Raw genomic sequence first — 24,577 nt, forward strand, 5'->3', positions numbered from 1 at the left:
GGAGATGATTGTCATGAGCAGCGAAATGAAGATGACGGCGCTCGTTCTCGGCGCCACCGGCGGTGTCGGCGGCGCGGTCGCCCGCAAGCTGCTTGCGCGCGGCTGGCGTATCCGGGCGCTCAACCGTGATGCCGCCATGGTGTCCAGGCGCGAGCCGGCCTTCGAATGGGTGCAGGGCGATGCGATGAATGCCGGTGACGTGTTGAGGGCGGCTGAAGGCGTCAGTCTGATCGTCCACGCCGTCAATCCGCCCGGTTACCGCGACTGGGACAAGTTGGTGCTGCCGATGCTCGACAATACCATCGCCGCTGCCCGCACCGTCGGCGCGCGCATCGTGCTGCCTGGAAACGTCTATAATTTCGGTCCCGATGCCCTGCCGGCGCCGACGGAGGAAAGCCCGCAGCATACGCTGACGACGAAGGGAGCGATCCGCGTCGAGATGGAGAAGCGGCTGGAAGCGGCGTCGCAAGCCGGCGCCGGCGTGATCATCGTCAGGGCCGGGGATTTCTTCGGTCCGGGCACGACTGGAAACAGCTGGTTTTCATCGGGATTCGTCACCCCGGGCAAGCCCGTGGGCACGATCCGGAATCCGGGCCGGCGCGGCGTCGGCCATCAGTGGGCCTATCTGCCAGATATGGCGGAAACCATGGCCCGGCTCATCGAGCGGGTCGATCGGCTGCCGCCCTTTGCCGTCTACCATCTGGAGGGATTCTGGGATGGCGATGGCATGCAGATGGCCGAAGCGATCAAACGTGTCGCCGGCGGCAAGGCGAAGATCGGCCGTTTTCCCTGGTGGATCGTGCCGCTCGCTGCGCCATTCGTTCCGATCATGCGGGAGATCAAGGAGATGCGCTATCTGTGGAAGGTGCCGCTCAGGATGCGGAACACGAGGTTGACGGCCGAACTCGGCCAGGAGCCGCAAACGCCGATCGACGAGGCTGTCAGAGCTTCGCTCACAGCACTCGGCTGCCTGCCGGAGCCGTATCGTGACACGGCGGCCGCCTTGAGCGTGCCTTCGCCCGAGAATGCGGGTTAAGCCGCCAGCTCGGCCAGCGCCATCCGGGCGACCGTCAGGGCCGTTTCCGCCTGCCGAATATTACCGTCGCCGAGAAACCAGGCGGCGGAAAGGCCGGAATAGGCGGCGATCCATTGCAACAGCCGCTTCGGCTCCAGCCGCGCCTCCGCAGAAACGACGGCGAGCTGGCGGCGGAAACGGGCAGGATCTGTGATAACAGGCAGTTCCTCATTGGCGAAGATATTGGCGAAATCGAAGCCGCGCTCGCCATGGAGCCGCTTCGGATCGATCGCCAGCCAGCCGCGCGCCTCGAAATCGAGAATGTTTTCGTGATGAATATCGCCATGCAGGACGGTGAGGTCGCGCTGGTCGGCGAGCAGGGCGTCGGCAATCGCCGAGCAATCGGCCAGCGCGCCGCCATGTTTTTTGGCTGCCGGTTCCAGATCGCGGAACCAGCGGGTGAGGGGCACGGGGTCGGGAAGCGGTTTCTCGCGCGGCGCATGCAGCCGTGCCGCGGTGCGGCAGAGGATGCGGCTCGCCTCGTCGTCCTCGCCGTTCATCGCCATGGCAAGCAGCGAGCGTTTTCCCGTCGCCCGTTCCAGGAGCACCGCGTCGTCCTCATGGGCATAGACATGGGCCGCGCCGTCGCCGTCCCACCACCGCATCAGCAGCGCGCCGTAGCGTTCGTCGATATCGGTGGCGACTTTCAGCATGGCGGGCCTGCCCTGCCAGAGGACCGGCAACAGGCGGCTCGAATGGGTGATGATGGGCTCGCCGTCTGATATCAGCGACCAGCGATCAAGATGGGGAGCGAACATGACGGCACCCTACAGAGACAGGTCGAAAATGGAAATCCCGCCTTTCGGCGGGATTCGCGTTGGTGGAAAAGCTCAGGCGACCTTTTCGAGGGCTGGGTAATCGACATAGCCCTTGGCAGTGCCGCCATAGAAGGTCGACTGGTCCGGCGTGTTGAGCGGCAGGTTCTTCGCCAGCCGTTCGACGAGATCGGGATTGGCGATGAAAGGCTTGCCGAAGGCGACGAGGTCGACGCGGCCGCTTTCGACAGCGTCGATCGCCAGATCGCGGTCATAGCCGTTATTGACCATCCAGTCGGCCTTGCCGCCGGCGGTTTCATAAGCCTGGCGCAACGCCTTATAATCGAAGGAAGGATTGTCGCCCTGACGGTAGTCGCGATCACCGCCGGTCTGGCCTTCGATCACATGGATATAGGCGAGAGCGTATTTTGCCAGGCCTTCGACGACATGGGTGAAGGTCGCCTGCGGATTGGAATCGTAGCTTTCACCCGACGGCGTCACCGGCGAGATGCGGATCGCGGTGCGGCCTGCGCCGATTTCGCTCACCACGGCATCGACGACCTCGAAGGCCAGCCGCGTGCGGTTTTCGATCGAGCCGCCATATTGGTCGGTGCGGTCGTTGACGCCGTCGCGGATGAACTGGTCGAGCAGGTAGCCGTTGGCGCCATGGATCTCGACGCCGTCGAAACCGGCGTCGATCGCCGCACGGGCGGCCTTGCGGTAATCTTCGACGATGCCGGGGATTTCGGCGGCTTCGAGCGCGCGCGGTTCGGAGGTGTCGGCAAAACTGCCGCTGCCGTCGTCATTGACCAGATAGGTCTTGGCCTTGGCGACGCGGTCGGTCGAGGACACCGGCTTGTCGCCGTTCGGCTGCAGCGTCGTGTGCGAGATGCGGCCGACATGCCACATCTGGACGACGATCTTGCCGCCGGCTGCATGAACGGCATCGGTCACGCGCTTCCAGCCGTCGAGAGCCTCTTTGCTGTAGAGGCCCGGCACATTGGCATAGCCTTGGCCTTGATGGGTGATCGCGGTCGCTTCGGTAATGATCAGCCCTGCCGTGGCGCGCTGGCGGTAATATTCGACATTGAGATCGTTCGGGATGGCGCCCGGCGAGCGGTTGCGGGTGAGCGGCGCCATGACGATGCGGTTCTTGACTGTGATGTCGCCAACCTTGGTGGGTTCGAAAAGCTTGGCCATGATGGTCCTTTCTTTTGCGGGAGGATCACTCGGCAGGGGCGAGGGCGGCCCGGCCCCGGGCGGAGAGATAGGAGAGTCCAGTCGCGCCGGCTGCGGCGAGCGGAACGCGGGTGAGATCGAAGCCGAGGGGCATTCTAACTAAAGGTCCTGCGTCAGCTGCTTCAGGAAGGCGGCGATCGTTTCTTCGTTGCGCTTGTAGAAGATCCACTGTCCGACGCGTTTGGTGGTGACGAGGCCGGCGCGATGCAGCGTTCCCAAATGGGCCGAGACCGTCGACTGCGACAGGCCGCAGCGCTCGAACTGGCTGGCGCAGACGCCCATTTCGAAGGGATGCTCCTGCGAGGGGAAATGCTGCTCGGGATTTTTCAGCCAGGTCAGAATGTCCATCCGGGTGGGATGGGCGAGCGCCTTGATAATCTCGTCTTTGTCCATCGTCGTGCACCGAACTATAAATCGTGTTTGTTCGATATATTGATCGTCAGACGTCGATATGCAAATCACGGAGGCGTGAGGCGGCGAGTTTTGTCGGGTGAGCAAAATTTAGGCAAAAAAAGAGGGCCACCGGAAAACCAGGGCCCTTGTAATTGTGAAGGTCAAAAACCTCCAGAGGGGAACAGCTAATGCGGTGGTACTGGGAGAGAAACCACGAGATGCATCAGCTGAGAGAGATATGGTGCTTCATTGAGCAGGTTTCAATGCTTTTTTGTGCATGCCTGCTATGCGCCGCACAATTTTTTTGCGGTGCGGCATTTCCCGAAGAGCCAAGGCAAAAAAAGAGGGCCACTGGAAAACCAGGGCCCTTATAAGTGTGAAGGTCAAAAACCTCCAGAGGGGAACAGCTAATGCGGTGGAACTGGGAGGAAAAGCCACCATGTGCATCAGCTATGTGCGATATGGTGGTTTAATGGGCAAACGGCAACCCTTATTTGTGCATGCCAGTTATGCGCTGTCCGCATAGTATGGAAATCATTCCATAAATCTGGCTCAAAAATTCCAGTTTCTAGCCTTGCTGACGATGAAATCGCGGAAGGCCTTCAGCTTGGCGGCGTTCTTGATCTCATCGGGATAGCAGAAATAGGTGTCGAAGGAGGGGACGTCGGCATTGATCGCCAGCTGAATCAGGCCCGGGTCGCGGCCGACGATATAATCCGGCAGGCAAGCGACGCCGATGCCGAGCAGGGCGGCGCGCTTGATCGACGTCTGGCTGTTGATCTGCAGATGCGGGATGCGCTTGTTGTCCGACGAGCGACCGGCGACCTCCAGCCAGTTGACGTCGAGCAGGTAGCTCGGCGCCGGCTCGCCGAAGGTGATGATGCGGTGATTGTCGAGATCCTCGATCTTCTGCGGCTCGCCGTGACGGTTGATGTAGGAGGGGGCGGCATAGACGTGCATATGCACGGTGAAGAGCTTGCGCTGGATGAGGTCGGACTGCTGCGGCTGGCGCAGGCGGATTGCGCAGTCGGCATGGCGCATGTTCACATCCACTTCCTCGTTGTCGAGGATCAGCTGGATCTGCACATCGGGATAAAGCTGCAGGAATTCCTGGATCTTGTCGGTCAGCCAGCCCTGGCCGAGGCCGACCGTCGTCGTCACGCGCAGCTTGCCGGACGGCGTCTCGGTCGTCTCGGTGAGCTGCATCTTCACGGTTTCGAGCTTCAGCAGCACGTCATGGGCGGTGCGGTACAGCAGTTCGCCCTGTTCCGTCAGGATCAGGCCGCGCGCATGACGGTGAAACAGCTTGGTGCCGACGTCCTGCTCCAGCGCACTGACCTGGCGGCTGATGGCGGATTGGGACAGATGCAGTTTATCCGCCGCATGCGTGAACGAACCCGCCTCGGCAGCTGCGTGAAAAATACGCAGCTTGTCCCAATCCAATGGCATTCCCCCACCCCTCATGCCGATCTTACTCCGCTGCCACGGCGACGGGCACGTGGCTCGTCAGATAGCGTTCGGCTTCAAGTGCTGCCATGCAGCCCAGGCCGGCGGCGGTGATCGCCTGGCGGAACGTATCGTCTGTCACGTCGCCGGCGGCATAGACCCCTTCCAGGCTGGTCGCGGTCGAATCCGGCGCGGTCCAGAGATAGCCGTTGTCCTTCAACTTCAGCTTGTCCTTGAAAAGCTCGGTTGCCGGCGCATGGCCGATGGCCACGAAAACGCCGTCGATTGCCATTTCGGTGATCGCGCCCGTGCGGGTGTCGCGCAGCCGCGCGCCGGTAACGGATTGCGGCATCGGGGGCTTGGCCGGCGTGCCGGTGATTTCGGCCACCTCGGTGTTCCACAGCACTTTGACATTGTCCTTGGAGAACAGGCGTTCTTGCAGGATCTTCTCGGCGCGGAAAAAGTCGCGGCGGTGCACCAATGTCACCGACTTGGCGATGTTGGAGAGATAGAGCGCCTCTTCGACGGCGCTGTTGCCGCCGCCGACCACGATCACATCCTTGTTGCGGTAGAAGAAGCCGTCGCAGGTAGCGCAGGCCGAGACGCCGAAGCCCTGGAAATGCTGTTCGCTCTCGATGCCGAGCCATTTGGCCTTGGCGCCGGTGGCGATGATCAGCGTATCGGCGGTCCAGACCTGGCCGCTGTCGGTGCGGGCGACGAAGGGGCGCTGGTTCATGTCGACTTCGGTCACCAGGTCGTTGACGATCTCGGCGCCGACATGTTTTGCCTGCTGCAGCATCTGCTCCATCAGCCAGGGGCCTTGGATCGGATCGGCAAAGCCCGGATAATTCTCGACATCGGTGGTGATCATCAGCTGGCCACCCTGTTCGAGGCCGGCGATCAAAACCGGCTTCAGCATGGCGCGCGCGGCATAGACCGCGGCTGTATAGCCTGCGGGTCCGGAACCGATGATGAGCACCTTCGTATGGCGGGCGGGCATGTCATTTCCTTTCGACTGGCAGGAGGGCGGCGGCTAAGTGGCGATTGCGGCCGTTTCGCGGTCCTCGCGCCATTTATGAACGTCCAATGCTTTTATTCAAGGGCAGCCTTGCGTTACCAACAAGGCAAATCGTCCTGTTGTGCAAGAATCCGTCATCGGCGTGAAACATTCTTGCGTATTCCGCCGCTTTATATAGAAGCTCCCCGCGGAGAATTAAAGAAAGGCAATGATGTGGGTCGCGCCGAACTCGACGTCATCGATATAAAGATCCTCCGGGAATTGCAGGCCGATGGCCGCATGACCAATGTGGAGCTTGCCGATCGCGTCGGCATTTCGGCGCCGCCCTGCCTGCGCCGGGTGCGCAAGCTCGAGGAAGCCGGCATCATCGAAGGCTACCATGCGATGCTGAACAGCCCACGGCTCGGCTTCGATCTCGTCGCTTTTTGCATGGTCGGCCTCAAGCATCAGTCGGAAGGCAATCTCAAGGCGTTTGCCGCCGCCACCGCCGAATGGCCGCTGGTGCGGCAGGCCTGGATGGTCTCCGGCGACAGCGATTTCCTGCTGCATTGCGTGGCTGAAAATCTCACCCACTTCCAGGATTTCGTCATCGAGGTGCTGACGGCGAACGAACATGTCGATACCGTGCGCACCATGCTGACGATCCGGCAGGTGAAGAAGCTCGAGCTGGTGGAAGTCTGAAGCTGTCTAAAGCGCGTCGCGATCTTTCAGATTCGCTCGTTGCGCTTTAGGTTTTTTACGCATGTCGTTGCCGCAAAACCGCTGCACACTTTTGCGCGACATGCGTTATTTGCGCGCTGAATAGCCGCCGCGGTTGATGCCGTGGCGCTGGAGCTTGTCGTAAAACGTCTTTCTCGGAATGCCGAGCGCCTCGATGGTGCTGCGCACGTCGCCGTCATTGGCCGTGAGCGCCTCGCGGATGATCTCCGCCTCGTAACGTTCCAGCCGTTCGGGCAGGGTACCGCCCGTCGGTTGGGCAGGGACGGGTGCGGCTGCGCCGCCTTCGACCCCCAGGACCACGCGTTCGGCATAATGCGAGAGTTCGCGGACATTGCCCGGCCATGCATGCGAGGCAAAGTGGCGGCGCACTTCGGGCGAAATCTCCGGCACCTCTCGGCGGAAGCGCTCGGCGGCGCGGGCGGCGAAGTGGGAAAACAGCAGCGGAATATCGTCGCGGCGCTCCCGCAGCGGCGGAATGGAGATCGTCACCACATTCAGCCGGTAATAGAGATCCTCGCGAAAATCGCCGCGCAGCTCGGGATCGCCGAGATCGATCTTGGCCGCCGCGACGACGCGCAGATCGACCGGGCGCACCTCATTGGTGCCGAGCGGAGTGATTTCGCGCATCTCCAGCACCCGCAGCATCTTGACCTGGGTGGCAACCGGCATGCTCTCGATCTCGTCGAGGAAAAGCGTGCCGCCGCTTGCATGTTCGATGCGGCCGGTGCGGCGCTTCTGGGCGCCGGTAAAGGCGCCGGCCTCGTGGCCGAACAGCTCGCTTTCGATGACGGTTTCGGGGAGCGCCCCGCAGTTCAGCGCCACGAAATTGCCCTTTCGGCGGTGGCTCCACTGATGCAGGATCTGGGCCACGACTTCCTTGCCGCTGCCGGTTTCGCCGGCAACGAGCACGTCGACATCGGTGTCGGCGATATGGCGCAGAATCTTCCGCAAATTTTCCATGACCGGCGTCTGGCCGATCAGCGGCGAATTCTCCTGCGCCTCTTCGGCAGCCTTGCGCAGCATGCGGTTTTCCAGGATGAGCCGCCGCTTCTCGCCGGCGCGGCGCACGCTCTGGACGAGCCGGTCGGCCGCAAAGGGTTTGGCGATAAAGTCATAGGCGCCGTCCTGGATGGCTTGAACCGCCATCGGAATATCGCCATGGCCGGTCATCAGGATCACCGGCAGGTCGGCATCCATGCCCTTGAGCGTGGCGAAGAGCTGCAATCCGTCGATTTCAGGCATGCGGATATCGGTGACGACGGGGCCGGCAAAATCGGCGGACAGGCCGGCCAGCGCGGCCTTCGCGCCATCATAGGCGGAAACGGAAAAGCCGGCGAGTTCGAGCGTCTGGGCCGTGGCGCGGCGCAGATCCCTGTCGTCGTCGATCAGTGCAACCGGCATCGGTGTGGCCATGGTCTTAAGCCTTCCTCAGATGAACGACGAAGCGGGTCCCGCTGCCGTCGCTGTCGACCTCCATGCGGCCGCCGTAATCGCCGACGATATCCTTGGAGATGACCAGCCCCAGGCCGAGGCCGCTTTCCTTCGAGGTGTTGAACGGCGTGAACAGGCCCTTGCGGATCTCAGGCGAAATACCGGGGCCGTTATCGGCGACCGTCAGCGCCACCATGTCCGCTTCGATTGATGTGGTGATTTCGACGCGACCCTCGTCAGCCTTCGGCGCCACGGCTTCAAGCGCGTTCTGAAGCAGGTTGATCAGCACCTGTTCGAGGCGGATCCTGTTGCCCATGACCTGCAGCTCGGCCGGTGGCAGGTGGATGTCGAGCGTATCCATGCGGCCGGCAAAACGGCTGCGCAACAGCATCACCGCACCCTCGATGACCTCCTTCAATCCCGTCGGTTCGGCGCTGCCGCGGCCCTTGCGGGCGAAGCTCTTCAGCTCTTCGGTGATCGAGCCTATGCGCTCCGTCAGCGCCGCGATGCTTTCGAGATTTTCACCGGCAGGAGCGGTCTGGCCGCGGTCGAGGAAGGTGCGGGCATTGTCGGCATAGGCACGGATGGTCGCTACCGGCTGGTTGATCTCATGGGCGACGCCGGCGGCAACCTGACCGAGGATCGCCAGCCGGTTGGCCTGCACCAGATCCTGCTGCACCGCCTGCAGCTTCTGCTCCGTGCTGCGGTGGCCGATGATCTCGGCCTGCAGCCGGTCGCGCGCCTGGCTGAGATCCACGGTGCGTTCGGCCACGCGCCGTTCCAGTTCCTCCCGCGCCTGCTGTTCCCTGAAAATCCTGAGGCTGACCGCCTGGCGGCGGCGCAACAGGAAGGCGGCACCCGCCAGCAGCGGCAAGAGCATCAGCAGCGCCAGCATGCGGGCTTCGCGGACGCCCGCATCGACGGACGGCCCCAGCGCCACGAGATGCTGCAAATGCCAGGCCGTCGCGGGAACCGGCATGCCGGCATCGAGAAAGTTGGTTTTCCCGGCGCCGCCCGGCATGACGATCTCGACGACGTCGAGCCCGTCGCCAAGGTGCCGGACCTTGGCGAGCGGCAGCGGCTGAAGCGGCGCATCGCCGAATTGCAGGCTCTCGCGGATCGCCGTCAGCCGGTCCTCGGCGATCCGGCCGATCGTCATGAACCGCCACGAGGGAATGCTGGTGATGAGGACGATGCCGCGATCATCGATGACGTAGGACGGTGCGTCCGTGGCGTTCCAGTCGGCCTCGACATCGTCGAATTCCACCTTGACGACGACGACGCCGAGCAGCCCGTCGCTGCCTGATATCCGCTCGGAGATATAGAGGCCCGGTTTCTTGCTGACGGTGCCGAGCGCGAAGTGCTCGGCCTGTCCTGCAGCGACCGCGCCCTGAAAATATTCCCGGAAACGATAGTCGTTGCCGACGAAGCTCGTCGGTTCGCGCCAGTTGCTGGCGGCAACCGCCATGCCGTCCTTATCGATGACATAGATGACGGCAGCCTTCGTGCCTGCTGCCAGCGTCTCCAGCTTCTGACTGAGGCGCTCGAAGGTGCCGGCGTCCTTTCCCGCCAGGGCCGCGGCGAGCGCCGTATCCTGCGACAGCACGAAGGGCAGCGCCCGGTATTTTTCGAGAACCGTGCGCAGCAGGGCCGCATTCAGCCTGGCATCGGTGCGGGCCTGTTCTTCCAGGGCAGCCTCGGCCTGGCGCCGGCCGATCTCGCCGCTTGCCCACAGGCTTGCGGCGACGGCGAGAAGCGCGACCACCGCATAGGCCCGCCACATCCGGCGGATGCGGTGCCGCAGGGGCAGGGAAGGCCACAGCGATGATAGCGACAGGGACATGGCGGATTTGTGCATTTTTCTGCACTGGTTGCAAATGGATTTGTGCGGATTTCCGCATTTCTTGACGGGCGATCGGCGGCTGCGGAAATTTTTAATGCGTAGAATCAATTGCTTAAATCGGTGACGTCAAACTGGCACGGTGATTGCGAAGGAGATGGCAACAACGGCTGAGCTGTTGGATTGAAGCGAACGGCTCGGGAGGCCGGAGTTCGTTCCGGACGAGCCTTAAGGAGGACATCATGATCGCAGCACCATTCGATGCAGTCGCAGACAGCAAGGGCAAGAAGCCCTTTTATTCCCATCTTTACGTTCAGGTTCTCGCCGCTATCGCCGCGGGTATCCTTCTCGGTCATTTCTATCCCGAACTCGGCGCGCAGCTGAAGCCGCTCGGCGATGCCTTCATCAAGCTGGTCAAGATGATCATCGCCCCGGTCATCTTCCTGACGGTGGCGACCGGCATTGCCGGCATGAGCGACCTGAAGAAGGTCGGCCGCGTCGCCGGCAAGGCGATGCTGTACTTCCTCACCTTCTCGACACTGGCGCTCGTCATCGGCCTGGTCGTCGCCAATGTCGTCCAGCCCGGCGCCGGCATGAACATCGATCCGGCTTCGCTGGATCCTGCCGCCGTCGCCACCTTCGCCACGAAGGCGCATGAGCAGAGCATCGTCGGCTTCCTCACCAATATCATTCCGACGACGATCGTCGGCGCTTTTGCCGATGGCGACATTCTGCAGGTGCTGTTCTTCTCGGTACTCTTCGGCGTCGCGCTCGCCATGGTCGGCGAGAAGGGCGAGCAGGTCGTCAATTTCCTCAACGCCCTGACGGCTCCGGTCTTCAAGCTCGTCGCCATCCTCATGAAGGCCGCCCCGATCGGCGCTTTCGGCGCCATGGCCTTCACGATCGGCAAGTACGGCATCGGCTCGATCGCCAATCTCGCCATGCTGATCGGCACTTTCTACATCACCTCGCTGCTCTTCGTTCTCGTCGTTCTCGGCGCCGTGGCCCGCTACAACGGCTTCTCGATCCTGGCGCTGCTGCGCTACATCAAGGAAGAGCTGCTGCTGGTTCTCGGCACCTCGTCTTCGGAAGCGGCCCTTCCGGGCCTGATGAACAAGATGGAAAAGGCCGGCTGCAAGCGCTCGGTCGTCGGCCTCGTCATCCCCACAGGCTATTCCTTCAATCTCGACGGCACCAACATCTACATGACGCTGGCGGCGCTGTTCATCGCCCAGGCAACCGGCATCAACCTCTCCTGGGGTGACCAGATCCTGCTGCTCTTGGTGGCAATGCTGAGCTCGAAGGGTGCCGCCGGCATCACCGGCGCCGGCTTCATCACCCTTGCCGCGACGCTTTCCGTCGTGCCTTCCGTGCCGGTCGCCGGCATGGCGCTCATCCTCGGCATCGACCGCTTCATGTCGGAATGCCGGGCGCTGACCAACCTCGTCGGCAATGCGGTAGCGACGATCGTCGTGGCGCGCTGGGAAAACGAACTGGATACGGCGCAGCTTGCCAGAGCCTTGGGCGGGGAGACCGAAGACACGTCGGCCGCAGGGCTCCAGCCCGCCGAATAACCAGCCTCATTGTTGGTAATCTTTGCGGCGGCCCGTCATCTGACGGGCCGTTTCTTTTTCTGCTTTAGCGGTTGTCGCCGAGAAGGCGGTCGTAAATGGCGCCGATCGCGTTTGCTTCCTTCTCCAGCGCAAAATTCGCCCTGACATGGCGCAGTGCATTCTCGCCATGCGCGATCGCCCGACCGGGATCGGCGATATAGGGCGCGATGGCCCGCGTCAGCGCCTCGCCGTTGCCGGCGGCGACGACCGAGCCGGTCTCGCCTTCGGCGATGAGTTCGGCATAGGCGCCGGCGTCGGATGCCACTACCGCCGTCCGCGAAGCCATGGCTTCGAGCGGCGTCAGGCCGAAACCCTCGTTGCGGGAAGGGGCGACGTAAAGCGTTAAACGGCGATACCAGACCTTAATATCGGGCACTTCACCGAGGAAGAGGATACGGTCGCCAAGGCCGGCGGCCGCGACATCGGCCTTCAGCTTGTCCGCGAAGCCCGTGTGTTCCGCCGTCACCCGGCCGGAGACGACGGCCGTCCATTCCGGGTGCTGCGGCAGGAGTTCGATCATCGCCCGGACGAAGAGATCGGTGCCCTTCTGATGGCGCACGCGGCCGAAACAGCCGACCAGATGGCGGCCGGGCAGGCCGGTGGCGGCAATGGTGTCTTCCGCCGTTTCCGGCGGGTGGAACAGGCTAAGGTCGACGCCGTGCTGGATGACGGTGTGCGGCACCTCGAGGAACGAGCCGGATCGGTCGCTGGTCGCGATGACAGCGTCCATGCGGCGGATCAGCCATTTCGTATAGGCGGTGTGGCGGCGTTGCGCCGCTGATGTGAAGACGAGTTTCAGCGGCATGCGCAGCAGGTGGCGAAGCAGGATGCCGACGGCCATCTCATTGTTGCGGCGGGCGTGCCAGACACGCCGGCGCCGGCGCGCCGGCGGGCGCCAGAGACCTGGGAGCTGCGACCACCGCAGCTTCGGCAGACCCTCCGGCAGGCCGGGGCCGAGGGTTGCGATCCTGACGCCGAGCCGGATCTGGCAGGGGATGAGCTGGACGATGGTCGACGTGACGCCGGAGAGCCGGCGCTTGAAATTGGGCGCGATGATCTCGACGTCACGCATATCAGGCAAAGGAGGGGTCTCGTCTGTGGCGGGCGATCAGCCCCAGGAAACCTGGAGGATTTCGTAAGCCTTGGAGCCGCCGGGCGCATTGACCTCGATGGAATCGCCGACTTCCTTGCCGATCAGCGCGCGCGCGATCGGGGAGGAGATGGAGATGCGGCCGGCCTTGACGTCGGCTTCCTGGTCGCCGACGATCTGGTAGGTCTTTTCTTCCTCGGTGTCCTCGTCGACGAGCTTCACCTTGGCGCCGAACTTGATCTTGTCGCCCGACATCTTGGTGAGGTCGATGACCTCGGCGCGCGCCGTCAGATCTTCCAACTCGCTGATGCGGCCTTCATTGTGGCTCTGGGCTTCCTTGGCGGCATGGTATTCGGCGTTTTCGGAAAGGTCGCCATGAGCACGGGCTTCGGCGATCGCCTCGATGATTCGCGGGCGCTCCTCCTGCTGACGCCAGCGCAGCTCTTCCTGCAGCTTGACGAAACCACCCTGTGTCATCGGTACCTTATCAACCATTTTTCTGTCCTTCACTCCTTGTATCTACGCAGTAGGCGCGAACACAAAAGAAAACAGGTCCCGAAGGGGAGCTTCGGAACCGTGCCACAATCCTAGTTAAGTGCTTATAGCAGATCGCCAAGGCCGATTTCCAGAAAATTCGCATAGACGAAAAAGCGAGCCACCGCCACGGCGGGTCATCAGGCGCAAAAACGCGGTTAAGGCAGGATCGCCGCGATTGACTTTGCCCGTAAGAACATATAGTGAACATGCCAATGAAGAAATCGCTAACAGAACGCTTGGCGGTCCTTTCCGACGCCGCCAAATATGATGCTTCCTGCGCCTCCAGCGGCACGGTGAAGCGCGATTCGGGAACAAGCGGCGGGCTCGGTTCGACCGAGGGATCCGGCATCTGTCATGCCTATGCGCCGGACGGGCGGTGCATTTCGCTTCTGAAAATACTGTTGACCAATTTCTGCATCTACGACTGCGCCTATTGCGTCAATCGTTCGTCGAGCAATGTCGAACGGGCGCGCTTCACGCCCGAGGAAGTCGTCTGGCTGACGCTGGAATTCTACCGCCGCAACTATATTGAGGGCCTGTTCCTTTCCTCCGGCATTATCCGCTCTTCCGATTATACGATGGAGGAGATGGTCCGCATCGTCCGCGAACTGCGCGTGACCCATAATTTTCGCGGCTATATCCATCTGAAATCGATCCCCGAAGCGTCGCCGCGGCTGATCGAGGAGGCGGGGCTTTTCGCCGACCGGCTGTCGCTCAACATCGAGTTGCCGACGGATAACGGCATCAGCCGCTTCGCGCCGGAAAAGAAGCCCGCCAATATCCGCCGATCGATGGGCGATCTGCGGCTGAAGATCGAGGCGGCCGGCGAGCCGACGCTGCGCACGAGGAAGCGCCAGCGCTTCGTACCGGCCGGCCAGAGCACGCAGATGATCGTCGGCGCCGACGGCGCGAATGACGCGACGATCCTTGCGACCAGCGGCCGGCTTTACAGCAGTTACGGCCTGAAGCGTGTCTATTATTCCGCCTTTAGCCCGATCCCGGATTCATCGAAAAACCTGCCGCTGATCAAGCCGCCGCTGATGCGCGAACACCGGCTCTATCAGGCCGACTGGCTCTATCGGTTCTATGGGTTCGGCATCGACGAAATTACCGCCAACCAGACGGGCGGCATGCTCGACCTCAACCTCGACCCGAAGCTTGCCTGGGCGCTCGCCAACCGGGCCGAATTTCCCGTCGATATCAACAAAGCCGAACGTGAACGCCTACTGCGCGTTCCCGGTCTCGGCACCAAGACGGTCAAATCAATCGTTTCGGCCCGCCGCTTTCGCCGGCTGCGGCTCGACGATCTTTCGCGGCTCGGCATCTCGATCAAGAAAGTCCAGTCCTTCATCTCGGCGGAAGGCTGGTCGCCGCGCCGGCTGATCGACCGCCCGGACCTTCGCGCCATGTTCGAGCCGAAACCTGAACAGTTGTCTCTGCTATGATGCGCCGGGTCGTGCTTGCAGGACGGGGCGATCTTGCCGAATGGCGCGATGCCTCGCGCGCTTTTGCCGCCGCCGGCATCTTGCCTGAGGAAATCGACTGGCGGGAAAAAAGCGCAGAGGCCGATCTTGCCTTTCAACGCGACGCCATGCCGCCCGCCCCTGTGACACGCAAGCCGATGACGGTGCCGCCCGCCTTTATCGAGCTTGCGGAGACGGTGCTTTGCCATTCCGACGCGGCGCGCTTCTCCCTGCTTTACCGCCTGCTTTGGCGGCTGCAGCTGGACCGGCAAGTGCTGGAGGTGGCCTCCGACGAGGATGTCGTGCGTGCTCGGCTGATGGCAAAAAATGTCCGGCGCGACGCCCACAAGATGACGGCCTTCGTCAGGTTCAAAGAGGTTGGTGCGGCAGCGGCGGGCCGTCGAAAATTCATCGCCTGGTTCGAGCCGGACCATCATATCGTCAGGCGGACCGCGCCGTTCTTCCAGCGCCGTTTCACCGATATGGACTGGCTGATCGCCACGCCCAAGGGCTCGGCGGCCTGGGACGGCGAACGGCTGACGATGAACGACGCGCCGTGCGAGAAGCCCAATCTCACCGATGCCACCGACGATCTCTGGCGCACCTATTATGCCAGCATCTTCAATCCGGCGCGGCTGAAGCTGAAGGCGATGCAAGCGGAAATGCCGAAAAAATACTGGAAGAACCTGCCGGAGGCCGATCTCATTCCGGGTCTGATCACATCGGCCGAAAGCAAGGTGCGGGAGATGGCGGCAAGGGAGGCAACGCAATCGCTGCCCTTTCACGACCGGCTGCAGCAGGCGGCGCGCAATATCCCTGCCGAACCCAAGGCGCCGGCCGGCACGCTCGAAGCCCTGCGCGCCGAAGCCGCCGCCTGCGCCCGCTGTCCGCTGCATGCCAAGGCGACGCAGACCGTCTTCGGCGAGGGGCCGCGCGATGCGCAGGTGATGTTCGTCGGCGAGCAGCCTGGTGATCAGGAGGATATTGCCGGGCGCCCCTTCGTCGGTCCGGCCGGCAAGCTGCTCGACCAGGTGATTGCCGAAGCCGGCATCGACCGATCGGCGCTCTACGTCACCAACGCAGTCAAGCATTTCAAATATGAGCCGCGCGGCAAACGCCGGATCCATCAGAAGCCCAATATGGGCGAGGTGAAACATTGCCGCTGGTGGCTCGATCGGGAACTGGCGCTCATCAAGCCGAAGCTGATCGTCGCCATGGGGGCGACGGCGCTTGCGGCGCTGACCGATGTGAAAGAACGCCTACAGGACGTCAGGGGAAAGGCGATGGTGATCGAAGGAGGACACACGCTCTTCGTGACGGTGCATCCATCCTATCTGCTGCGGATCCCCGACGAGCGGCTGAAAGCGGAGGAGATGGTGCAATTTCGCAACGATATGCTGGAGATTCAGCGGCTTATGGCGTCCGCCGGATAAAGTGATTCCGCTTGAAGTCGCGTCACCGCTCATTGAGCGGTGACATTGTTCTTTGTTTTTTGCGCAATTTCGGAGGCAAAACCGCGGGCGCAGTTTTGCTGGAATTGCTCCAATCTCAGGCGAAGTAGCTCTGCAGCGGCCGGACTTCGAGATTGCCGGCCTTCAGCGCCTTGATCGCCTGGGCGGCGGCTTCGGCGCCGGCCATGGTGGTGTAATAGGGCACCTTCTGCATCAGCGTCGCGCGGCGCAGCGACTTCGAATCCGAGATCGCCTTGTTGCCGTCGGTGGTGTTGATGACGAGCTGGACCTGGCGGTTGCGGATCGCGTCCTCGATATGCGGACGGCCTTCGAGCACCTTGTTGATCTTGGTGGCGGTGATGCCGTTTTCACCGAGGAAGCGGGCGGTGCCGCCCGTTGCCAGCACCTTGAAGCCCTGTTCGACGAGAATGCGGATCGCCGGCAGCACGCGCGCCTTGTCCTCGTCGCGGACGGAGACGAAGACCGTGCCGTCACGCGGCAGTTCGACGCCGGCGCCGAGCTGCGACTTGGCAAAGGCCAGCGCGAAATCGGTATCGAGGCCGATGACTTCGCCGGTCGAGCGCATTTCCGGGCCAAGGAGCGTGTCGACGCCGGGGAAGCGGGCGAAGGGGAAGACGGCTTCCTTGACGGCGATGTGCGTGAGCTTGCGCGGATCGGGCTTCTGGCCGTAGGCGGCGAAGGTCGCATCGAGTTTTTCGCCGGCCATGACGCGGGCGGCGATCTTGGCGATCGGCGCGCCGATGGTCTTGGCGACGAAAGGCACGGTGCGCGAGGCGCGCGGATTGACTTCGAGCACGTAGACGGTGCCGTCCTTGATGGCGAACTGGACGTTCATCAGGCCGCCGACATTGAGCGCCTTGGCCATCGCCTTTGCCTGGCGCTCCAGCTCGTCGAGCAGCTCGACGGGCAGCGAGCGCGGCGGCAGCGAACAGGCGCTGTCGCCGGAATGGATGCCGGCTTCCTCGATATGCTCCATGATGCCGGCGACATAGACGTCGGTTCCATCAGAGAGGCAGTCGACATCGACTTCGATGGCGTGGCTGAGATAGCTGTCGAAGAGCAGCGGGTTCTTGCCGAGCAGGGTGTTGATCTGGCCGGTCTTGTCGTTGGGATAACGCTGCTTGATATCTTCAGGCACCAGCTCCGGAACCGTGTCGAGCAGATAGGTCTGCAACTGGCCCTCCGAATGCAGGATCTGCATGGCGCGGCCGCCGAGAACGTAAGACGGGCGCACGACCAGCGGGAAGCCGATCTCGGCGGCGACCAGGCGGGCCTGCTCGACCGAATAGGCGATGCCGTTGTTCGGCTGGTTGAGATCGAGTTTCATCAGCAGCTTCTGGAAGCGGTCGCGGTCCTCGGCGAGGTCGATCATGTCGGGCGCGGTGCCGAGGATCGGGATGCCGTTTTTCTCAAGCGCCTCGGCAAGCTTCAGCGGCGTCTGGCCGCCGAACTGGACGATGACGCCGACGACTTCGCCCTTTTCCTGCTCGGCGCGCAGAATCTCGATCACGTCCTCGGCCGTCAGCGGCTCGAAATAGAGGCGATCCGACGTGTCGTAGTCGGTCGAGACGGTTTCCGGGTTGCAGTTGATCATGATCGCTTCATAACCCGCATCCTTCAGCGCGAAGGCGGCATGGCAGCAGCAATAATCGAACTCGATGCCCTGGCCGATGCGGTTCGGGCCGCCGCCGAGGATGACGACCTTCTTGCGGTCGGACACTTCGGCCTCGGAGCGGGCGGCGCCGACGAAGGGCGTCTCGTAGGTGGAATACATATAGGCGGTCGGCGAGGCGAATTCGGCCGCACAAGTATCGATGCGCTTGAAAACAGGGCGGACGTTCAGGCCGTTGCGGAGTTCGGCGACCTGCTTGGGGCGCTTGCCGGTGAGCGTTGCCAGACGGGCGTCGGAAAAGCCCATGGCTTTCAGCATGCGCAGGTTGGCCGCATCTTCAGGCAGGCCGTGTTCGCGGATGCGGGCTTCCGTGTCGATGATGTTCTTGAGCTCGGCGATGAACCAGGGATCGATCTTGCAGCCCTCATGCACCTCTTCGATGCTGAGACCCATGCGCAGCGCCTGGGCGACCATGCGCAGGCGATCCGGCGTCGGCGTGCCGATCGCGGCGCGGATGGCGTTGTGGCTGGATTCGCCTTCCTCGGAATCGGGGATCTCGATTTCGTCGAGGCCGGTCAGGCCGGTTTCGAGGCCGCGCAGCGCCTTCTGCAGCGATTCGGCGAAGGTGCGGCCGATCGCCATGACTTCGCCGACCGATTTCATCGCCGTTGTCAGCACCGGCGAGGCGCCGGGGAATTTCTCGAAGGCGAAACGCGGGATCTTGGTGACGACATAGTCAATCGACGGTTCGAAGGAGGCAGGTGTGGCGCCACCGGTGATGTCGTTGTCCAACTCGTCGAGCGTATAGCCGATGGCGAGTTTGGCGGCGACCTTGGCGATCGGGAAGCCGGTGGCCTTGGAAGCCAGCGCCGAAGAGCGCGAGACACGCGGGTTCATTTCGATGACGACCAGGCGGCCGTCCTTGGGATTGACGGCGAACTGGACGTTCGAGCCGCCGGTCTCGACGCCGATCTCGCGCAATACCGCGATCGAGGCGTTGCGCATGATCTGGTATTCCTTGTCGGTCAGCGTCAGCGCCGGGGCGACGGTGATCGAATCGCCGGTGTGGACGCCCATCGGGTCGATGTTCTCGATCGAGCAGATGATGATGCAGTTGTCCGCCGTGTCGCGGACGACCTCCATCTCATACTCCTTCCAGCCGAGCACCGATTCTTCGATCAGCACTTCGGTCGTCGGCGAGGCATCGAGGCCGCCGCCGACGATTTCGAAGAATTCCGAGCGGTTGTAGGCAATGCCGCCGCCGGTGCCGCCGAGCGTGAAGGACGGGCGGATGATGGCGGGCAGGCCGACATGATCGAGCGCCTGGGCGGCAATCGCCACAGCGTGGTTCATGTAGCGCTGCTTGCGGTCGCTCTCTCCGAGGTTCCACTGGTTTTCCAGTTCGTCCAGGGCCTTGTCGAGGTCCGGGCCGGAGAGGCTTTCACGCAGCTTGCTGCGCTCGGCCTCGTGCGTCTTGCGGTCGAGGTCCTTGATGTCGGTGGCGTTCGCCAGCATCGAGCGCGGCGTTTCCAGCCCGATACGGGCCATCGCCTCGCGGAACAGCGCCCGGTCTTCGGCCATGTCGATGGCGGCCGGCTTGGCGCCGATCATCTCGACATTGTAGCGGTCGAGCACGCCCATGCGCTTCAGCGAAAGCGCGGTATTCAAAGCCGTCTGGCCGCCCATGGTCGGCAGCAGCGCGTCCGGGCGCTCCTTGGCGATGATCTTGGCGACGACCTCGGGGGTGATCGGCTCGACGTAGGTTGCGTCGGCAAGGCCCGGATCGGTCATGATCGTCGCCGGGTTGGAGTTGACGAGGATGACGCGGTAGCCTTCCTCCCTCAGCGCCTTGCAGGCCTGGGTGCCGGAATAGTCGAACTCGCATGCCTGGCCAATGACGATCGGTCCCGCGCCGATGATGAGGATCGATTTGATGTCTTGGCGCTTCGGCATGGGCGATATCCATTGTCTGGCTGCGCAAAAAGCCGGCCAGGGTGGGAGATCACCGGGTCGGGTCGCGCATTGAGGTCTTTTCAGGCTAGAAGCGGCTTATAGGCAAATGTATTTGCAAACGGAACCCCATAAATCGCGGAATCGACAGGAATCCAACACGGCGCGAAAGACTATCGTCAGGCACGACCATCAGCCCCCGATGAACTGGCTGGAATTCCAGCCGTTGACGGATATATAGATTCGTTAAGCGCAATCACGGGCATTGCCGGGGAGAACGAAGATGGAATGGAGAGGCCGGCGTCAGTCCGACAATGTCGAGGATCGCCGCGGCGACCCGAGCAGCGGCGGTTTCGGCCGCGGCGGTGGCTTCAACTTTCCCTCCGGCGGCGGCGTTCGCCGCGCCGGCGGCGGCTTGAGCATCGGCACGATCATCTTCCTCGTCGTCATCTATTTCATCTTCAAGATGATGGGCGTCGACCTGTTGCAGGTGCTCGAAGGCGGCGGCATGTCGAGCGGTCCGGGCTACGAGCAGAGCCAGTCGCAAGGCACGCGGACGCCCGCCAATGACGAGATGACCGCCTTCATGCGGACCGTGCTTGCCGAAACCGAAGATACCTGGACGGGCATCTTCCAGGCGCAAGGCCAGACTTACGAGGAGCCGCGCCTCGTGCTGTTTTCGGGCTCGACGGCATCGGCCTGCGGCTCCGCATCGGCGGCAACCGGACCGTTCTACTGCCCCGGTGACCACAAGCTCTATCTCGACACGGATTTCTTCCAGGAACTCTCGGATCGTTTCGGCGCGTCGGGCGATTTCGCGGAAGCCTATGTGGTTGCCCACGAGGTCGGCCATCACGTGCAGAACCTGCTTGGCATCCTGCCGAAGTTCAACCAGGCCCGCCAGCGCATGAGCGAGGAGGAGGCCAACAAGATGTCGGTGCGCGTCGAGCTGCAGGCCGATTGCTTCGCCGGCATTTGGGGCAAATTTACTCAGCAGAAGGGCCTGCTGGAATCCGGCGACCTTGAGGAGGCGCTCAACGCCGCCCAGCAGATCGGCGACGATACGCTGCAGAAACGGTCGCAAGGCTACGTCGTGCCGGAGAGTTTCAACCACGGCACCTCGGCGCAGCGCGTCCGGTGGTTCAAGCGCGGCTTCGACAGCGGCCAGCTGTCGGCCTGCGATACGTTCTCGGGGCCGGTTTGAGGGCTCCCGTCTTCTCCCCAGCGGGGAGAAGGTGGCCTGAAGGGCCGGATGAGGGGGCTACACGGCACAACATTCATTGTTGCCCTTCGCTTGCGCTCAGCGCATTCGCGGCTCTGCCGCTCACCCCCATCTGCCTGCCGGCACTGACCGGGGTCGAGCCGCGGGTCTCGATCCGTCCTTCGGACCCCCGCTGGGGAGAAGGGATTCGTGGCAACCACCGCGCCCGCGGTTGAGGCATCTTATAAATTTCCCGTTCCGCATTATCAAAATCTTTGAAATGTTCACGGATTGTTTCGCTTTCCTTTCTGAGCTATTTCACTTTCTCGGCGACGAGGTCGTCTTTTCAGAACCAACCGCTGTAGAGATGCCTCATGCTTGACCCCAAATTCGTCCGTCGCGGCCTTTTCCTGGTCTTCATCATCCTCTTCCTCGACATTATCGGCATCGCCATCATCATGCCGGTGCTGCCGGCCTATCTGGAGCAGCTGACCGGCGGCGGCGTCAGCGATGCGGCGATCGACGGCGGCTGGCTAATGCTCGTCTATGCCGGCATGCAATTCCTGTTTGCGCCGCTGCTCGGAAACCTCTCCGACCGGTTCGGCCGCCGGCCGATCCTTCTGCTTTCGGTGCTGACCTTTGCGATCGACAATTTCATCTGCGGCGTCGCCACCAGCTTCTGGATGCTGTTTGTCGGCCGCGTGCTTGCCGGCATCAGCGGCGGCAGCTTCGCCACCTGCTCGGCCTATATCGCCGATATCAGCACGGAGGAGAACCGGGCGAAGAATTTCGGGCTGATCGGCATCGCTTTCGGCGTCGGCTTCACCATCGGCCCCGTCATCGGCGGTGTCCTCGGCGAATTCGGCCCGCGCGTGCCGTTCCTCGGCGCGGCAGCGCTCTCGCTCGTCAATTTCATCGCCGCCTGCTTCCTGCTGCCGGAAACGCTGGAGGCTAGGAATCGCCGCCGCTTCGAATGGAAACGCGCCAATCCGCTCGGCGCGTTGCGGCAGATGCGCCATTATCCGGGCATCGGCTGGGTCAGCCTCGTGATGTTTCTGTTTTTCCTCGCGCATGCCGTCTATCCCTCGGTCTGGTCCTTCGTCTCGACCTATCGCTACCGCTGGAGCGAGGGGCAGATCGGTCTGTCGCTCGGCATTTACGGCATCGGTGCAGCGCTGGTGATGGGACTGGTTTTGCCGCGTGTCGTGCCTCTGCTCGGCGAATGGAAGACAGCGCTTCTCGGCCTCTGTTTTTCGGCCGCAGGGCTTACCGGCTATGCCTTCGCCTGGGAGGGCTGGGTGGTCTATGTCGTCATCGTCGCGACCGTCATGGAAAACGTCGCCGATCCGCCGCTGCGCAGCATCGCCGCCGGCAAGGTGCCGCCCTCGGCGCAGGGCGAGCTGCAGGGCGCGCTGACCAGCCTCAGCAGCATCACCACCATCATCGGGCCGCTGATCTTCACGCAATTGTTCAGCTATTTCACCCGGCCCGAGGCGCCGGTCACCTTTGCCGGCGCGCCCTATCTGACCGCCGCCCTGTTCATCCTGGTGGCCGCCGGCGTGTTCCTCGTGCGGGTCCGGGTCCGTCAGCCGGCCGATGCGCTTGAGGCGGCGGGCTGATCAATCAGAAATGGTGATACGATGATGAATTTTTCATCATCTGCCTGTTTTGGGGTAGTTCTTTGCGGGCCTTTGATCTAAATCCCGATGATATTTCTCCGCTAATTGCGCGGCGACGCATATTTCAATCACAGGACCAGGTGTCATGGACACGCCGATCGACGCGCGCAGGCTTGCGCCGACAACCGATAATCGTTGGGGCGCACATTTCCGTGCAACGCTGGCGCTCGGCATTCCGTTGATCGGCGCGCAGCTCGCCCAGCTGGGCATCAACACCACCGACGTGATGATCGTCGGCCGGCTCGGCGCCGAGCATCTGGCGGCGATGGTGCTGTCTGCCCAGTTCCTGTTCACGATCCTGATCTTCGGTTCGGGCTTTGCCATCGCCGTCATTCCGATGGTGGCGCAGGCCTATGGCCGCGGTGACGTCGTCTCCGTGCGCCGGGCGTTGCGCATGGGTCTCTGGGTGGTGATCGCATATTGGGTCATCATGCAGCCCGCCTTCTTCAATTCGGAGCAGATCCTTCTCTTCGCGCAGCAGAAGCCCGAGGTGGCCAAGCTCGCCCATGGCTACATCATGATCGGCCAGTTCGGCGTGCTGCCGGCGCTGCTTTTCAATGTCATGCGCGCCCTCGTCAGTGCCATCGGCAAGGCGGGCATCATCCTCAACGTCACCATCGCCACGCTGGTGCTGAACGCGATCTTCGCCTATGCGCTGGTGCTCGGCCATTTCGGCTTCCCGGCGCTGGGGCTCGAGGGCGCTGCGATCGTTTCTGTCGTCGTGCAGACAGCCGGCTTTCTCTTCATTCTCGCCTTCGTCCAGAAGCGGGAGGAGACACGCCGCTACGAGATCTTCGTGCGCTTCTGGAAGCCCGACTGGCATGCGCTGCTGGAGGTCCTCCGGCTCGGTTTCCCGATCAGCGTCACCGTGCTTGCCGAGGTCAGCCTGTTTACGGTGGCATCACTGTTGATGGGCTATATCGGCACCATCGAGCTCGCCGCGCACGGTATCGCCCTGCAATGGGCTTCGATCGCCTTCATGATCCCGCTCGGTCTCAGCCAGGCCGCGACGGTGCGCGTCGGCGTCGCGCACGGGCAGGGGGATTATCGCGGGCTGGTGCGGGCTTCGATCATGGTGCTGATCCTTGCCTGCGCCATTTCGGCGGTGGGATCGGTGCTGTTTGCCACCATGCCGCAATTCCTCGGCAGCTGGTTCCTCGACGTCAATTCGCCGGAGGCGCCTGCAGTGCTTGCCTATGCCGGGCCGCTGATCGTCGTTGCCGGGCTTTTCCAGCTCGTCGATGGGCTGCAGGTGGTCGCCAACGGATTGCTGCGCGGCCTGAAAGACGCACGGGTGCCGATGATCATGGCGTTGATTGCCTATTGGCCGATCGGCTTCTTCCTCGCCTGGGCCTTTGCCTTCCCGCTGGGCTTCGGCGGCATCGGCATCTGGTTCGGCTTCCTCGTCGGGCTGGCGGCGGCGGCCGTCATGCTCTGCTGGCGGTTCTATCTTCTCCTTCGCCGGGAAGGCGCGACTTCAGGCGCCTGAGCCGGCAGCGTTATTTTAAGCCGCGACAGGCTTGTAGCTGGCGATATCGGCGCGAATGCCGAGACGCGCAAACATCTCCTGCGGATCGAAATTGGCGGCCTTGTGCGCGGCCGCGACGGCTATCCGCGCACGCTCGACGACCTCGGTATTTTCCCATTCGGCAATGGTAACGAAATTGAATTCGCCGGGACCGGCGACCTGCTCCAGCACCCTGTGATCGACGAAACCCTCCTGTGCCTCCAGCAACTTGTGGGTCATCATCACTTTGACGAGAAATTCCTCGCGCGCCGCCGCCGGCACGACGAACTTGTCGACACGATAGAAAGCTCCGCTCATCCATTTTCCCCTGCATCAGATGTCTGCGGGGCGTTTGTAATTCCTCAAGTATGGTTGAGGTCAATATGGAAGGGAAGACGTTCGGTCACTAACTTGGAATTGCGGGGCGACCGCTTCCTGAAGCTGTCGTGTTCCAGAGTGACGGCATTACCTCTTAACCACTTGTTGACTCACCCGCAGTTGAACAATAACTTGCTAATTTGGTCGTTGGGCTTGTC

General features: G+C 62.6%; 19 protein-coding genes. 8 read left to right on the forward strand and 11 right to left on the reverse strand.

From position 1 onward, the window contains the following. Positions 1–13 precede the first annotated feature (13 nt). Positions 14–1,036 carry an NAD(P)H-binding protein gene (locus tag QMO80_RS19530; RefSeq protein ID WP_283197972.1) on the forward strand — a complete coding sequence of 341 codons (1,023 nt, stop codon included), beginning with the start codon at positions 14–16 and terminating at the stop codon, positions 1,034–1,036. On the opposite strand, the gene QMO80_RS19535 is transcribed toward QMO80_RS19530, so the two are convergent. The 5 genes from QMO80_RS19535 to trxB form a co-directional block, all read right to left on the reverse strand. Beyond that, on the reverse strand, positions 1,033–1,833 hold the full coding sequence (locus tag QMO80_RS19535) for an aminoglycoside phosphotransferase family protein (protein WP_283197973.1): 801 nt from the start codon (positions 1,831–1,833) through the stop codon (positions 1,033–1,035). The genes QMO80_RS19530 and QMO80_RS19535 overlap by 4 nt on opposite strands. Before the next feature lie 72 nt (positions 1,834–1,905). Beyond that, positions 1,906–3,030, reverse strand: a complete 1,125-nt coding sequence (locus QMO80_RS19540) for an alkene reductase (protein ID WP_283197974.1) — start codon at positions 3,028–3,030, stop codon at positions 1,906–1,908. Positions 3,031–3,168: 138 nt separating this feature from the next. Next, complete coding sequence (locus tag QMO80_RS19545; RefSeq protein WP_049736231.1) at positions 3,169–3,462, reverse strand: helix-turn-helix transcriptional regulator; 294 nt, start codon at positions 3,460–3,462, stop codon at positions 3,169–3,171. A gap of 552 nt (positions 3,463–4,014) precedes the next feature. After that, complete coding sequence (locus QMO80_RS19550; RefSeq protein WP_003581089.1) at positions 4,015–4,911, reverse strand: LysR family transcriptional regulator VtlR; 897 nt, start codon at positions 4,909–4,911, stop codon at positions 4,015–4,017. 22 nt (positions 4,912–4,933) lie between these two features. Next, the gene (gene trxB, locus QMO80_RS19555; RefSeq protein ID WP_184696905.1) at positions 4,934–5,908 is read right to left on the reverse strand and encodes a thioredoxin-disulfide reductase; all 975 of its coding nucleotides are present in this window, start codon (positions 5,906–5,908) and stop codon (positions 4,934–4,936) included. Positions 5,909–6,139: 231 nt separating this feature from the next. Between trxB and QMO80_RS19560 the strand changes: the two genes are divergently transcribed. Next, positions 6,140–6,607 carry an Lrp/AsnC family transcriptional regulator gene (locus QMO80_RS19560; protein ID WP_283197975.1) on the forward strand — a complete coding sequence of 156 codons (468 nt, stop codon included), beginning with the start codon at positions 6,140–6,142 and terminating at the stop codon, positions 6,605–6,607. Between the two features lie 105 nt (positions 6,608–6,712). Here QMO80_RS19560 and QMO80_RS19565 read toward each other — a convergent pair whose 3' ends face one another. Continuing rightward, entirely contained in the window at positions 6,713–8,059 is a 1,347-nt protein-coding gene (locus QMO80_RS19565) for a sigma-54 dependent transcriptional regulator (protein WP_283197976.1), read from the reverse strand. A 4-nt stretch (positions 8,060–8,063) separates the two neighbouring features. Continuing rightward, a complete protein-coding gene (locus tag QMO80_RS19570; protein WP_283197977.1) occupies positions 8,064–9,935 on the reverse strand; it encodes an ATP-binding protein in 1,872 nt (623 codons plus the stop codon). A gap of 224 nt (positions 9,936–10,159) precedes the next feature. Here QMO80_RS19570 and QMO80_RS19575 point away from each other — a divergent pair, with 224 nt between their 5' ends. After that, a complete protein-coding gene (locus QMO80_RS19575; RefSeq protein WP_283197978.1) occupies positions 10,160–11,491 on the forward strand; it encodes a dicarboxylate/amino acid:cation symporter in 1,332 nt (443 codons plus the stop codon). Positions 11,492–11,555: 64 nt separating this feature from the next. On the opposite strand, the gene QMO80_RS19580 is transcribed toward QMO80_RS19575, so the two are convergent. Beyond that, complete coding sequence (locus tag QMO80_RS19580) at positions 11,556–12,611, reverse strand: glycosyltransferase family 4 protein (protein ID WP_283197979.1); 1,056 nt, start codon at positions 12,609–12,611, stop codon at positions 11,556–11,558. 27 nt (positions 12,612–12,638) lie between these two features. Then, on the reverse strand, positions 12,639–13,115 hold the full coding sequence (gene greA, locus QMO80_RS19585) for a transcription elongation factor GreA (protein WP_049736238.1): 477 nt from the start codon (positions 13,113–13,115) through the stop codon (positions 12,639–12,641). A gap of 254 nt (positions 13,116–13,369) precedes the next feature. Here greA and QMO80_RS19590 point away from each other — a divergent pair, with 254 nt between their 5' ends. Together QMO80_RS19590 and QMO80_RS19595 are read left to right on the forward strand one after the other, a co-directional pair. Beyond that, positions 13,370–14,602 (forward strand): putative DNA modification/repair radical SAM protein, encoded by a 1,233-nt coding sequence (locus QMO80_RS19590; protein ID WP_283197980.1) that lies wholly within the window; start codon positions 13,370–13,372, stop codon positions 14,600–14,602. Continuing rightward, complete coding sequence (locus tag QMO80_RS19595) at positions 14,602–16,053, forward strand: UdgX family uracil-DNA binding protein (RefSeq protein ID WP_283200236.1); 1,452 nt, start codon at positions 14,602–14,604, stop codon at positions 16,051–16,053. Before QMO80_RS19590 ends, QMO80_RS19595 begins: the two co-directional genes overlap by 1 nt. Positions 16,054–16,168: 115 nt before the next feature. Here QMO80_RS19595 and carB read toward each other — a convergent pair whose 3' ends face one another. Next, the gene (gene carB, locus QMO80_RS19600; RefSeq protein ID WP_283197981.1) at positions 16,169–19,657 is read right to left on the reverse strand and encodes a carbamoyl-phosphate synthase large subunit; all 3,489 of its coding nucleotides are present in this window, start codon (positions 19,655–19,657) and stop codon (positions 16,169–16,171) included. A gap of 280 nt (positions 19,658–19,937) precedes the next feature. On the opposite strand from carB, the gene QMO80_RS19605 reads away from it, so the two are divergent. The 3 genes from QMO80_RS19605 (at position 19,938) to QMO80_RS19615 (ending at position 24,023) form a co-directional block, all read left to right on the forward strand. After that, a complete protein-coding gene (locus QMO80_RS19605; protein WP_283197982.1) occupies positions 19,938–20,858 on the forward strand; it encodes a neutral zinc metallopeptidase in 921 nt (306 codons plus the stop codon). 371 nt (positions 20,859–21,229) lie between these two features. Further along, positions 21,230–22,474 (forward strand): TCR/Tet family MFS transporter, encoded by a 1,245-nt coding sequence (locus QMO80_RS19610; protein ID WP_283197983.1) that lies wholly within the window; start codon positions 21,230–21,232, stop codon positions 22,472–22,474. A 145-nt stretch (positions 22,475–22,619) separates the two neighbouring features. Next, positions 22,620–24,023, forward strand: a complete 1,404-nt coding sequence (locus QMO80_RS19615; protein ID WP_283197984.1) for an MATE family efflux transporter — start codon at positions 22,620–22,622, stop codon at positions 24,021–24,023. A 15-nt stretch (positions 24,024–24,038) separates the two neighbouring features. Here QMO80_RS19615 and QMO80_RS19620 read toward each other — a convergent pair whose 3' ends face one another. Then, positions 24,039–24,359, reverse strand: a complete 321-nt coding sequence (locus QMO80_RS19620; RefSeq protein ID WP_283197985.1) for an antibiotic biosynthesis monooxygenase — start codon at positions 24,357–24,359, stop codon at positions 24,039–24,041. Positions 24,360–24,577 lie beyond the last annotated feature (218 nt).

Source organism: Rhizobium sp. BT03, assembly GCF_030053155.1.
Taxonomy (GTDB): Bacteria; Pseudomonadota; Alphaproteobacteria; order Rhizobiales; family Rhizobiaceae; genus Rhizobium.